The sequence below is a fragment of the Nonlabens sp. genome (assembly GCF_965660805.1).
Lineage (GTDB): Bacteria > Bacteroidota > Bacteroidia > Flavobacteriales > Flavobacteriaceae > Nonlabens.
Genome location: NZ_CBFIBE010000002.1, coordinates 63,298 through 78,263, shown reverse-complemented (window position 1 = coordinate 78,263; position 14,966 = coordinate 63,298). Strand labels below are relative to the sequence as shown.

General features: G+C 38.2%; 5 protein-coding genes. All 5 read right to left on the bottom strand.

From position 1 onward, the window contains the following. Positions 1 to 53 precede the first annotated feature (53 nt). A complete protein-coding gene (coaE, locus tag ACTF48_RS01180) occupies positions 54 to 650 on the bottom strand; it encodes a dephospho-CoA kinase (RefSeq protein WP_438961305.1) in 597 nt (198 codons plus the stop codon). After that, on the bottom strand, positions 647 to 1,573 hold the full coding sequence (locus ACTF48_RS01175) for a hypothetical protein (protein ID WP_438961304.1): 927 nt from the start codon (positions 1,571 to 1,573) through the stop codon (positions 647 to 649). The genes coaE and ACTF48_RS01175 overlap by 4 nt, the downstream gene beginning before the upstream one ends. 2 nt (positions 1,574 to 1,575) lie before the next feature. Further along, on the bottom strand, positions 1,576 to 2,568 hold the full coding sequence (locus tag ACTF48_RS01170; RefSeq protein ID WP_438961349.1) for a glycosyltransferase: 993 nt from the start codon (positions 2,566 to 2,568) through the stop codon (positions 1,576 to 1,578). A gap of 81 nt (positions 2,569 to 2,649) precedes the next feature. Continuing rightward, the gene (locus tag ACTF48_RS01165) at positions 2,650 to 8,682 is read right to left on the bottom strand and encodes a fibronectin type III domain-containing protein (RefSeq protein ID WP_438961303.1); all 6,033 of its coding nucleotides are present in this window, start codon (positions 8,680 to 8,682) and stop codon (positions 2,650 to 2,652) included. Positions 8,683 to 8,963: 281 nt separating this feature from the next. Further along, the gene (locus ACTF48_RS01160) at positions 8,964 to 14,642 is read right to left on the bottom strand and encodes a choice-of-anchor J domain-containing protein (RefSeq protein ID WP_438961302.1); all 5,679 of its coding nucleotides are present in this window, start codon (positions 14,640 to 14,642) and stop codon (positions 8,964 to 8,966) included. Positions 14,643 to 14,966: the final 324 nt, after the last annotated feature.

Here is a 14,966-nt window from a genome sequence, read left to right as displayed (position 1 = left end):
GTGTTAAAAAGCGTTTAACCAAATGTTAACAACAATTATATTTTTACAAATAATTAATTTTTTAACATAAAACGATGTAAATTATTTACAATTAAAGGTAAAAAATCTATATTATCATTTAATATAACAAAATCTGCAAGTGCTAATTTGCGTTTATCAGACCATTGATGATCCATGCGACTTTTAACATCTTCTCGAGACACTTCATCTCTATGCATAACACGTTTTATCCTTTCTTCTAGAGCCGCCGTAACTAAGATCGTTGCATCACACTTATTATGACCGCCTGTTTCAAATAAAATAGCCGCCTCATAAAGCACATAAGCACACTCTAGGTTCTGTGAACAAAATTGCTCAAAATCTTTATGAACAGCAGGATGTAGAATAGCATTTAATTTACTCAACAACTCCTTATCCTCAAATACTTTACTAGCTATAAAAGTTCTATTTGCCTCTTCTCTATCGCCATTAACTTGATAAGCCTTATCTCCTAGCAACTCTTTCACCTTGCATTTCACAGAATCATCATGAGAAAGTAAAAACTTTGAGCGATCATCAGCAATAAAAACAGGTACATTTAATTTCATAAACTCCTTTGCGACTGTGGTCTTACCACTTCCTATACCACCTGTAATCCCTATAATTTTCATTGCATTAAAAGAATTTGAACTTGTTGAGGATTATGGCGTTTAGAAACCACCTTATCATTTAATACTTCTACATTAACATTTACAGCACTATAATCATTCTTTAAAGAGTTGTAATCTACATTAATCATAAAATCTGAAGCCTGAATAGCATCGTGGTCTTTTAATCGGTATGTAAACACTACTTCAACCTCTGAAGGAATAATTTTAATAGAGCTATTTCCCTTATTATTAATGATGTTTATCGGTACCATAAAAGAACCTTCAGTCATCACACCACTAGTTACTATAAATTCTACTATTGAAGGCTCTGTTTTAATCTCACTAAATAAACTTTTTAAATCAATCTCTTTTTTATACAAGGTATCTACTACCATTATATCCTCTAATTCTATTTGAAGTTTATCCATTTCATCTATGAGCGCATCATTACCCGTAATATTTACAGAATCTGGCTCAAAATATGGTTCATAAAGAGGCTGTAAATGATCACCATAGGAGACCTCAAAATCCTTAACTAGTGGAACTTTTTTAGAAACAAACCGCATCACATCTAGTGCGAAAGAGTCAGCATCTATATACTCTACCTTAAAATTTGAACTTAATTGCTCCTTTATCGCACCAGTTGCTCTTTGCGGACTGAATATATACAAAGAATCTACAGCAACATATTTATTAAAATCTAAAGCCACTTTAGGCGCAAAATACTTAGATTTCAAAAGACTAAAACCACTTCCTGTAAGCTCTACATCTATATAATAAGTGCTCTGATCTTTTATTTTAAGATCTTCTGGTACATTAATCCATTCTATCGCTACAGAGATATGCTGTGTGTAAATTTCTTTATACTTAAAAGCAAACCATAACAATCCAGTTACTATTACAAATGAAAAAAAAGTACCGTATTTTTTATACTCTAAACTCATACTTATAAAAAGAATAAATTAGGAAACTGCTTTTGCTCTTGTTTTTTAAGAATGTTTATGAAATAAAAGGCTCTTAAAAAGCCATAACCATAACCAGTAAACTGAATAAACACAGCAAGAACAGACATGACACCTATTTGAACACCATTTTTAATGGAACTATCGATAAAGATCCCTAATGAATAAGCGCTTATGAGTATTAAAAAAATACTCCAGCCTAATATAGCAAAAAGAACCGCCATAAAAACAGAACCTATGAATACCGTTGGGAACCAATAAACTAACCTCCTAGTTTGTGGATGCCATTTATTTAAAATAACTCGTACCATTCCAAATTTATGAACTTGATTATAAAAAAGGCGCCAGGAAATACGTCGCTCATGATAAACATAAGCCTCTTTAATCAGTCGGGTTTTAAATCCTGCATTCCACAACCTGATGCTCAAATCTGGATCTTCTCCAGGGTGAATTTTACCAAATCCATTAGTATGCTCAAAAGCAACTTTACTCAGTCCCATATTAAAACTACGAGGCTGGAATTTATCTAAGTGCTCTCCACCACCACGTATTCCTCCGGTCGTAAAAAAAGATGTCATAGAATAATTAATAGCCTTTTGTAATGAGGTAAAACTATTGTGAGCCGCATCTGGACCACCATAACAATCTACATAATCCTCTTGTAGTGCAGCACGAGCAGCTTTTAAATATTCTTGAGGCAGTATACAATCACTGTCTAAAATGATAAAGTAATTCCCCACAGCCTTACGCATACCATAATTACGAGAATCTCCTGGACCAGAATTAGGTTTAAAATGGTATGAAATATTTACGCTTTCGCGAAAGCGTAAACAAACATCTTTACAAGTAACTGAAGACCCATCTTCTATAATAACGACCTCAAAATTTGAATCATAATCTAAATTAGAAATACTCCATAACAACTTCTCCACTTCTTGTGGCCGATTATAAACGGGAATAATAAAGGAAAAATACAGTTCTTTCACGAGGTAAAAATAGACAATAAAAAAAGGCTGTTCAATGAAGAACAGCCTTTTTAAACAAGTTATATATGATACTTACTCCTTAACTACTCTAATCGTAGAAGAACGACCATTTGTAGAGACAGTAACTAGATAAACTCCTGAACTAAGAGAAGACATATCTACTTGTGCATCTACAACACCAGGCTCAACAGTCATTACTTGCTGACCTAACATATTCATTACCGCAGCACTATCTATATTTTGAAGACCTTTAATGCTCAACACATCTTTTACTGGGTTAGGATAGAATGTAAATCCTAGCTCCTCAACAGAATCTATACTAGCAGTAGCATCACAAGTTTCGATTCTCATTTGATCAAGAGCCACATCTCCCACATAACCAGTTTCGTTACCTACTTCTTCAGTTGCCGTAATTTGTATATATACGGTTTGACCTAAGAGCGAATTAGGTAAAGCCACACCAACTAGCTGGAATGGATCTGCCATGGCTGTTTGCAATTGACCTGTAAAGCTAAACACATTAGTAAATGGTCCTGTAGCTGATGTCCCGTAACCTATTTCTAATAGAGTTTGGTCACCTCCAAATGAATGAAGGAAGAAAGATAATTCTAACTCACTATTTGCATTTGTTAAATCTATAGCTGGTGAAACTACAGATCTAGGACCTATGTTAGTTCCAGAAGTCTCAAAGAACATATATCCTGTTCCTTCCTGTGGCCCAGTAGGACCTGTACCTATAGAACCTGTTGTTCCAGTTACACCAAATTCAAACTGTCCACTACCAGTTCCTACATCTCCTGTCCATGATGTTGCAGTAGAACTCGCATCAAAGGACTCCTCATATATAAAGAACGGATTACCTGGCGAGGAACAACTCACCCCTTGTGGTCCTACCGGTGGTGTTGTAAATAATGTAGAGAAGGACGGCGGGCTAAGCGTAGTAGCATTACAAACCGCAATTACTCTTACCTCATAAAGAGTATTAGCCACTAAACCAGTTAAGAGATAATTTGTATTACTAGTCACACCAGTAACCTGCTGTACGGTACCCGTAGCAAAGTCTGGAGTAGCATATTCTACGATCCATTCTGTCTCAGAATTACCGGCAACCCAACTTAGGTCTGCAGTTGTATCAGTAATCGCATTAGTGGTAAGAGACGATGGCTCAGCACAACTAGGTATAAACTCATAAATAAAATCATCAATATACATCGCATCAAATGCCGTTGCTGCATTATACTTAATAGCCACATGTCCTCCTGTAGTAGTTATACTAGTAAAGTTAACGGTTACTAACTGGTATTGATCATCTGCTAGATCTGCGTCTGTAAATGTCTGTACACTTGTAAATGTAGCAGCATCTGTAGGGTCTGTCATGACACCTACTTCAATCCCTCCATTATCTCTATCATAAGCAAAGAATCTAACTCGCTTATCATTACTCAAATCTGAAAATTCAGGAGAGATGTAGAATAAATCTGTAGCGTTTGGAGAACCACTATACATATAAATATGACGTGATCCAGAATTTGCAATTAAATCCTCAACCTCTACTGTTGTTGTTGTACCACCACCAGTAATTAAATTAGAATCACAGATGAATAAAGCATCTAGTGGATCTGAGTCAAAATTATTACTGTAAGGCGCTGTATATGGCACACAAGGTGTTGTAAATGTTACTGGACCTACCCAGTCACTAAAACCTAATGTTCCACAATTTGCACGTACATAAACTTCATAATCAGTGGCTGGTGTTAAACCACTTTCAGTAAACATAGTAGAAGTTATCGCTGTTCCTGCGGCTGTAGGAATACCAGTTCCTGGTGTTTGTACCACATACTCATAGTTCCCAGAAGGAGTCCCATTAGTATCATTAAATGAGATATCCACACTGGTAGCACTTAAGCTATCTACTGCTAGTGTATCTGGGTTAGAACAAATATCAGCACAAGATTCTATTCTCATAAGATCTAGAGCTACATCACCCACAAAACCAGTTTCATTACCTACCTCTTCTGTAGCTGTTAACTGAATATAAACTGTAGAGCTCCCTAATACTGAAGCTGGCAAACTTGCTCCTACTAAAGCAAAATCATCAGTTTGATTCGTCTGTAAAGGCCCTGAATAAGTAAATATGTTAGTAAAAGGCCCAGTAGCTGAAGTACCTACACCAACTTCAAAAGTTGTAAGATCACCTCCAAATGAATGGAAGAAGAATGATAATTCTGCATCAGCCACTGCTAGACTCAAGTCAATAGGTGGTGACACTGCAGAGTTAGGACCTACGTTAGTTCCAGAAGTATCAAAGAACACATATCCTGTTCCTTCCTGCGGACCCAATGGACCAGTACCTGTAGAACCTGTTCCAGCTGACTGACCAAATTCCCACTGACCAGTACTAGTTCCAACAGTACCTGTCCAACCGTTATTAGCATCAAATGAATCTTGCCATATGAATGCTGCATTGTTATTAGGACATACTACACCAGAAGGTCCTTCAGGATTTGTTCTAGCGGTTATAGGAAATGATCCAGGACTTAAATCAGTAGGAGAACATACAGCAACTACTCTTACCTCATAAGAAGTATTTGAAGTTAAACCAGGTAAGATATAATTAGTATTACTAGTTACACCTGTAACCTGTTGCAAGGTACCCGTAGCAAAGTCTGGAGTAGCATATTCTACAATCCATTCTGTCTCAGCATTACCGGCAACCCAAGATAAATCCATAGTTGAATCAGATACTGCATTAAGAGTTAAAGCAGATGGCTCTGGACAGTTAGGAATCATTTCATAAACAAAATCATCAATATACATCGCATCAAAAGTTCCTGGTGCATTATACTTAATAGCCACATGACCTCCAGTAGTAGTTATACTAGTAAAGTTAACGGTTACTAACTGGTATTGATCATCTGCTAGATCTGCGTCTGTAAATGTCTGTACACTTGTAAATGTAGCAGCATCTGTAGGATCTGTCATGACACCTACTTCAATTCCTCCATTATCTCTATCATAAGCAAAGAATCTAACTCGCTTATCATTACTCAAATCTGAAAATTCAGGAGAGATGTAGAAGAAATCTGTAGGAGCTGGAGAACCACTATACATATAAATATGACGTGATCCAGAATTTGCAATTAAATCCTCAACTTCTACTACGGTTGATGTACCACCACCAGTAATTAAATTAGAATCACAAACAAAAAGTGCATCAAGAGGATCACTATCAAAATTATTTGTGTATGGAGCAGTAAAAGGCACACAAGGCGTTGTAAACGTTACTGGACCTATCCAGTCACTAAAACCAAACGCACCACAATTTGTACGTACATAAACTTCATAATCAGTCGCTGGAGTTAAACCACTTTCAGTAAACAAAGTAGATGTTATCGCAGTTCCTGCGGCTGTAGGAATTCCAGTTCCTGGTGTTTGTATCACATACTCATAGTTCCCGGAAGGAGATCCATTAGTATCATTAAATGAGATATCTACACTGGTAGCATTTAAGTTATCTACTGCTAGTGTATCTGGGTTAGAACAAATATCAGCACAAGTCTCTATTCTCATAAGATCTAGAGCTACATCACCCACATAACCAGATTCATTTCCTGCCTCTTCTGTAGCTGTTAACTGAATATAAACTGTAGGGTTCCCTAATACTGAAGCTGGCAAAGCTGCTCCTAGAATAGCAAAATCGTCTGTTTGATTAGACTGTAAAGGACCTACATAAGTGAATACATTTGTAAAAGGTCCGGTAGCAGAGGTACCTACACCTATTTCAAAAGTTGTGAGATCACCTCCAAATGAATGGAAGAAGAAAGATATCTCTGCATCTGATGTGGCTAAAGTTAAATCAATAGCAGGAGACACTATCGAAACAGGGCCTATATTAGTTCCTGAAGTATCGAAGAACACATATCCTGATCCTTCCTGTGGACCCAATGGACCTGTACCTGTAGAACCTGTTCCAGCTGACTGACCAAATTCCCATTGGCCAGTACTAGTTCCAACAGTACCTGTCCAACCAGAAGCATTAGAATCAAATGTTTCCTCCCATATAAAAGCTGCATTATTATTAGGACAGGTTACACCTGTAGGACCATCAGGGTTAGTCCTTGTTATTACTGCAAATGTAGGAGGACTTAAATCTGAAGGCGCACAAACAGCAACCACTCTTACCTCATAAGGCGTATTTGATGTTAAACCAGATAGAATGTAATTTGTATTACTAGTCACATTTGTTACTTGTTGCACTGTTCCCACGGCAAAACTAGGAGTCGCATATTCTACGATCCATTCTGTTTCTGAACCGCCTTGAGTCCAACTTAAATCCATGCTCGTATCAGCAACACTGTTAACTTCTAGATCTAATGGCTCAGGGCAAGTAGGAATCGTTTCATAAATAAAGTCATCCAAATAAAATGCATCAAAGGTTCCTGGGGCATTATATTTAATTGCAATATGACCTCCAGTAGTAGTTATACTGGTAAAATCAACCCTTACCAGTTGATACTGGTCATCTGCAAGATCAGCATCGGTAAAGGTTTGAACACTTGTAAATGTAGTGGCGTCTGTAGGGTCTGTCATAACACCTACTTCAATCTCACCATTATCTCTATCATAAGCAAAGAATCTAACACGCTTATTAGAATCTAAATCTGAAAATTCTGGTGAAATATAATAGTAATCACCTGTGGCTCCAGTAGAACCACTGTATATATAGATATGCTGAGTTCCAGAATTAGAAGTAAGATCATCTACACGCACCCATGGTGCTGTACCCGTTCCAGAACCTACAACAATCGACTCATCACAAATACCTAATTCGTTCAAAGGATCAGATTCGAAATTTGTAAAATAAGGAGCTGTAAATGCTGTACAAGTAGTATTCTCTACATAAAGTGTAGGTGAACTAAAGTCAGGTAAAGCAGGATCACAAACAGATCTTATATATATTTCATAAGTTGTTGAGTCTGTAAGTCCAGATAATGTAAGCTCTGGAAGCCCAGATGCGGTATCAAGTAATCCTTGAGTGGTCGTAGCAAATGGAGTAGTAATCACTCCAGCAGGAGCATAATTAATCTCCCATTCTGTTTCAACACCACCAGCTACCCAGTCTAGCTCAATAGAATTTGCAGTCGTATTGACGGTTTGAACATTACCCATTGCAGGACAAGAAATAAGTGTATTATTTGTGTATGGACCAGACCATGAACTAAAATCTCCCATTCCACAATCCATACGCACATAAAAATCATACGTAGTATCTGACATAAGCCCAGTAACAATTGCAAAATTCCCTGTAAACTGTTGCACAGTTGTTCCTCCACTACCTTGTGTATAAGGAGACACCCCATACTCAATCTCAGAGTTTGGGCTTGGATTACCATTAGCATCCCATGCAAACTGTATGGAACTCGCACTATTCCCTGCAGGTGTGAACGCTCCAGGCGCAGGACAAGACACTGTTGTTGAAATAGAAACAGGACCTTGACAAGCACTTTGATCAGAAGGTCCACAAACGGCAATTACATAAATATCATAATCCGTTTCAGAATTTAAGCCTGTAATCGTTGCTGGGTTAGTAGTCACCGTAGTTTGAACACCACCGGAGCCACAAGTATAAGGAGCAACCCCATACTCGATAATCCACTCAGATTCAGAACCACCTGGAGTCCAAGCAATATCAGCACCATCAGAGACAACATTAGTAGCTGAAATATTAGATACAGCAGGACAAGTAGGACATGAGGCTGTTCCATTAAAATAATTTCCAGATGCTGGAGTAAATCCTGAATCTACTACAGTAATTCCTTCAGAATCAAAGAGAGTAAACTCATTATCTCCAGGGAACGTGGGATCAGCAATGTAATCCACTAATAAGGTATCACCATCATTAACGGTTATTGTATAAACTGTCTGGTTTCCAGGTGGATCTGGTAGCGTATAGCTCGTAGGAGTACCGTTAAGAGTAACAGTTACCTGAGAACCGCCTCCCCAACCATTGTTAAAATTATCTCGTAGTTCTAAGGTATAATTACACTGGGCAACCATAACAAAAACCGAGAATAACGCTAAAAGAGTAGCATAAAAATGTTTCATAGTTATTTGATTTTAATGATTTGATGAATTTAAGCATTAAGACTCTATTAACAATATCATACCTCCCCAAAATCGATAAAATTCTAAGAACATGGATAAAGAAACAACAACAGTAAATTAACTTTAGCTCAATAAAGATGGCTCTAAGTCTCTACACTAATAGGTGAACAGCTATATTAAAACCTCCTAACACACCCAACTATACACAAAAAAAAGAGCCGTTTTAAAAAACGGCTCTTTTAAAAATAAGATCTAAGTCTTAAACTAAATCTCCTAAAAAGTTAATCTTTAATAACTCTTAAGGCACTCTTAGAATCCCCAGATATAACTTGGAAAATATAAACTCCACTTGCGTAACTGGAAATATCTATTTGAGAAAAAGTATCATTTACTGAAACTGTTTTCAGGGTTTGCCCCATCAAGTTTAGTATTTCTACTTTATCGATAAGGATACCACCTTGAATATTCACAACTCCATTAGATGGGTTAGGATATAATCTTAAGTCCGCTTCCGCGAAAGCGTCACCATTACTAGCAGTTACATCTATAGTGAAATTATCTACAAAGAAATCTGTATCAGTTCCAGATGCTGTACCATTAGTTCCCCAGAAGGCAAATTGTACAATTCCCGTGTAAGTAGATAAATCAACCACCACATTTTCTCCTGTATTAGATACTGCAGTACTAGAATCCCAAGTTTGAAGAGCAGTCCAAGTAAGACCTCCATCAACAGTAATTAAGAATTGTACCTCATCATCAGCACCAAAGGTTGCTACATTAGAGTTTGCAAATTGCGTATGAGCAATATCAAAAATCGCACTAAAGTTCCCTGATGCGCCCAAGTCAAATTCAGGTGTTACTAGCCAGTCGTTAGTAGGTGTTGTTCCAAAAATATTAATTCTGGCAGCAGCTCCATTTGTACTTGCAGCATCGTTACCAAAATCATCTGTTAACCAAGCGCCGTTCACTCCATTAGGTCCCGATGCAACAGGTGTATTGTCACCTTCTTCCCAACAAGTTCCAGGGAATGCAGCAAAATCGTTTCCTGGTGCACCCGTAACTGCTCCATAAGGAGCTACAATAGGTGCGCATAAAGTTGCAAAATTAACAGGACCTACCCAAGCACTAAAATTCCCCATTCCACAGTCTGCTCTCACATATACTTCAAAGTTTGAAGAAGAAGCTAAACTTGAAAGACTCTCACTAGTATTCATAGTAGAAGTTCCTGCTCCGGTAGGAGTTCCAGAACCAGCAGGCAATACTGCATATTCCCATACAGTTTCTGATCCTCCTGCTCCCCAAGATATATCGGCTCCAGTAGCTGTAATATTTGTTACGGAGAGATTAACTGGTGTGAAACAACCCGCAAAGTCATCTACAATCACGTCATCTATTGAAATATCACCACCGTAAGAAGATCCTCTTGTACCTCTAAAACGTACTTGAATAGTAGCATTACTAAATGCAGCTAAATCGACCGTTGTTGTAAGCCAAGCATCGCCCTGAGCAGTTTGTTGCTGACCTACTAAAGTAGAAACATCCTGCGTCCATCCAGAACCATCATTTACATCTATATGTAACGTATCAAAGTCTGGACCCCACATGTGATAAGAAAAAGTAAGTGCAGGAGCGGTTAAAGCTGACAGATCAATTAATGGAGACACTAACTCAGCCTCATCACCAGTAGATCCACTAGAAGCCTCTGTAAAGAAGTAATTAGCTCCGGTTGCAGCACCTAATGGACCTGTATTTGTTGAACCTGTACCTCCAGTACTAACATCCCATGTATAACCCGTAGTTTGCGGTGTACTCCAGCAATTCTCCTCTACAAATGATGTTGAAACGGTAAACATTTCAAAACCTTCTTGATATGGTGCTACAAATGGATTACATAACGTAGTAAATGCTTGAACTGGAGAAGCAACACTAGAAGTTCCAGAACAATCAAATGTCACGTAAACATCATAACATGTATTATCAGTAAGTCCCGTTATAGTAAAAGGATTAGAACTTCCTACCACGCTAGTACCTGCTCCAGGAGTAAATCCACATGGACCATATTCAATATTTACAGTGGTAGCTAACGGTTCATCTGTCCAAGACACCGTTGCTTCGGCACTAGTAAAAGAATCTATGTTTACCATTAAAGGATCAGGGCAAGCTGGTTGATCTTCAATTACTACATCATCAATATACATTCTCCAACCATCTGTAGAAGAAGGCGGAATTCTAAAGGCAATATACACCGGCCCAGTATAAGCCGATAAATCTATAATCTGTTCCACATAGGTTACGTTACTAAGAAGAGTTACAGGCAATAAAGTATTAGTAAAGTCTGCAGCATTTGCTCCTGTTGTAGAAAGAAGCACTTCCATATTATTAGGTTCATTAGCACTTTGGACACGATATTGATATTTCAAACGCTGTCCACCTGTTAAATTAATTTGAGGAGAAATTAAATAATCATCATCTGCACCACCATTGAAATCTGTAGAAATAGCAGCAACTTGATCTCCTTCAAAAGGATTAAATGCATAGTCAGTGTTCCATTGATCACCATCTCCATTTGCATCTAACACAGTCCAGCATTGCTCTGAACTACTAGTAGCATTAAAACCTTCTTGAAAAGGAACATTAAAAGCCACACAAGCCGTACAGAAAGTACCAGCTGCTGACCAAGGACTAAATCCGCCAGTACCACAATCAGATCTTACATAATAGTCATAACATTCATTAGGAACTAATCCGGCTAAGGTATAAGGATTAGTTGCGACCGTAGATACTACAGTTCCTGCCCCAGTTCCAGGTAAGAAACCTACTGGTCCATATTCAATTTCCCAAGCTGTAGACGTACCTTGCTCTGTCCAAGAAATATCTGCCGTAGTAGTAGTTATACTTGTTGCATCTAGTGTTAATGGCTCATCACAATCTGGTATGGTTTCAAAACGAACGTTATCTATATACATAACCCAACCATCAGTACCTGTAGGAGGAATTCTCCAAGCTACATAAACGTCTCCAGTATATGCTGATAAATCTATGGTTTCTTCCATGTAGGTTACATTTGAATAACTCGCCACAGGAAGTAAGGTTGTTGTAAAATCAGCAATAGCATTTGTTGTAGTAGAAATAAGAACCTCCATATCATTAGGCTCTGAAGCACTATTTGCTCTATATTCATATCTAACTCGCTCGTTTCCTGTAAGAGTAATAGCAGGAGATATTAAATAATCGTCATCCACACCACCATTAAAGTCAGTATTAATACTTGCTGACTCGTTTCCTTCACTAGGATTAGCTCCATCCAGATTCCAAGCATCACCATCACCATTTGCATCTACTACCGTCCAACAATCTTGTGTAGAACTTGTAGAATTAAAACCTTCAAAGAATGGAATTGCAAAGGATAGGCATGTGGTTCTACCCACAATAGGACCTACTTGAGAGCTTACTTGTGTAGCAGTGCAATTTGCTGTAATATAAATATCATATTCTGTATTATCTGTTAATCCAGTTAAGGCATAAGGATTTGTTGTTACCGTAACAACTGTCCCTGAACCAGGTGTAAACCCTACAGGACCATATTCAATATCCCACTCCGTCTCTGTTGAACCAGCAGTCCATGACAAGTTCACTGTATCACTGGTAACAGAATCTACCATAAACGCACTAGGCACAGGACAAGCTGGTGGAACACCACAGGTTACCGCAGCTTCCCATCCATCTTCCTGTACAGAAGAGTCAGAGGTAAATACAAAAGTTATACAACCTGATGGTAAAGTCCCTATTAACATCACTTGAGTTAAATCACCTGTCCCTTGAAAGGCTGCAGTGCTATTAGGGTCCCAACACCATACATCACCTACTCCGTCTGGTGGGCTTAAAACAGGGAATGTATCATTAGGTCCAGCGTGGATCGTTAAACCATCATAACAATTGGTAGAAAAACTATTTTCTTCTGTATCAAACGCGGTAAAATCCACATAGACTACATCACCAGCATTATCTGGACATATAGTATAAGTAATATTTTCATTAGAATTATAAGTACCTGTGGCACCTCCTGCGTCTGTAAATGGATCACCTGCACAATAATCTGGAGTTGTAGCAGTAATTACTCCTTCAGGAAGAGACTCGTCACCAGGACCGCAAACTGCTGTGATCAGGAATTCATATTCTGTATCACTAGTTAAACCAGTAATAGACGCATTTGCTACGGTAGGGTTAGGCGTAAAAGCAGTCCCTGTTCCAGGTGTAAATCCTGGAGCACCATACTCAATACTCCACTCCGTTTCACTACCTCCCGGTGTCCAGGATAGATTCACTGAAGAGGAATTAACACTATCAACTGTTTCATCAAAAATTCTAGGACAAGTAGGTGGCGCAGCACAAGTTACCGACGCTTCAAATCCAGCTAAGTTTGTAAATCCATTAGACTGGAACACAAAAGTGATACAACCCGATGGTAATTTCCCTATTAATAACTCCTGAGTTAAATCTCCAGTTCCTGCACCATTTTCCCAACACCAAGCTGTTCCACCAGAAGTAGGGTTAATAGTTGGTGAATTTGTATCCGGACCATCATAAATAGTCAAACTATCTGAACAGGTTAAGTTGTTAAACGCTGGATCTACTTGAAATTGAGTAAAATCTACATAAACTACATCTCCAGGATTATCTGGACAGACCGTATAAGTAAAACTCTCACTAGCCCCATAATCTCCAGTTACTCCACCAGAGTCCACAAGTAAATCTCCTGCACAATAATCTGCTGGTGTTAAAACACTCGCACAAACTGGGGTAGATAAATCCATAGGACCGCAAACAGCTGTAACACATACATCATAATTTACTCCAGAGGAAAGACCTGTTAAAGTAAAAGGATTAGTTAGGGCTGAAACCGACGTACCTGTTCCTGGGGTAAAACCAGCAGGACCATACTCTAGACTCCATTCTGTCTCAGTTCCTCCGGCTGTCCAAGCTACATCAACAGATGTTTGTGTTACATTTGAAAATGAAACTCCAGAAATATCTGGACAAGACTGGCTTGTCACTGCTGTATAAGGACCTGCCCAATCACTCAAATCTCCCATACCACAATCAATCCTAACATAAAAATCATAGGACGTATTTGCAGCAAGACCTGAAACAATATGAAAAGGAGCTGTAAAAAAGGGCTCAACAGTACCTGCTCCTTGAACAAATCCAGAAGGACCATATTCCACCTCTCCTGCAGTACTAGGATTACCATTAGGATCCCATGCAAATGAAACAGATGTAGCAGTTACTCCTGCAGGTGTAAAGCTTGTAGGCGCAGGACAAGATTCAGTGGTCGTAAAAGTAGCTGGACCTTGTGAATTACTAATATCTGTACTAGAACATCTAGCACGTACATAAACATCATAATCAGTTTCAGCATTTAGTCCTGTTACTGGAGCTGGATTAGTAGTAACTATAGAAGTAACACCAGAACCTACTGTAAAACCAGAAGCACCTACTTCTATTTCCCATTCTGATTCTGTACCTACTTGAGTCCACCCTATTTCTGCTCCATCTGCAACAACATTACTAGTAGTAATATTAGTAACAGCAGGACATGTAGGACATGAGGCCGTACCATTAAAATAATTACCACTTGCCGGTGTAAAACCTGAGTCTACCACTAAAATCCCTTCTGAATCCACAAGAGTAAACTCATTATCTCCAGGAAACACAGGATCAGCGGTGTAATCTATTAATAAGGTATCACCATCATTAACAGCGATTGTATACACTACTATGTCTCCTGGTGGATCTGGTAGAGTATAGTTGGTAGCAGTACCATTAAGAGTCACAGTGACCTGCGAACCGCCTCCCCAACCATTGCTAAAATTATCTCGAAGCTCGAGAGTGTAATTACATTGAGCTGCAGCAACAACGGCAAACAGAAACAATGTGATTGAAAGTAATTTTTTCAACATGTTTATATTTTTTAGTTCATTTAATAGCACAAGATAGTATTTAACGCTGAATTAACAATAGGAATATGTAAAGCTGTTAATAACTTTTGTTAATTGTACTTATATGCGCTTATAAAGTCTTAATACCAATTCACATTCCTAATGTCGCATATTACTCGTTTCTTTTTCGCCTATATTTCAAAATAAAATGAAACCGTAGCTTAGGCTATGCTTTAATTTTCTTTATCATCGAGTCAAAAAATAATTCAAATTAAGAATACGGCATTAGAAACATAAATTAGTATAACTAATTCAATTCGGTATTAGATTCTTGCTTTCGCGAAA

Bases quoted from the DNA above. Each gene is read 5' to 3' on its own strand.
- coaE (WP_438961305.1), bottom strand. From the start codon at position 650: ATGAAAATTATAGGGATTACAGGTGGTATAGGAAGTGGTAAGACCACA.
- ACTF48_RS01175 (WP_438961304.1), bottom strand. From the start codon at position 1,573: ATGAGTTTAGAGTATAAAAAATACGGTACTTTTTTTTCATTTGTAATA.
- ACTF48_RS01165 (WP_438961303.1), bottom strand. From the start codon at position 8,682: ATGAAACATTTTTATGCTACTCTTTTAGCGTTATTCTCGGTTTTTGTT.
- ACTF48_RS01160 (WP_438961302.1), bottom strand. From the start codon at position 14,642: ATGTTGAAAAAATTACTTTCAATCACATTGTTTCTGTTTGCCGTTGTT.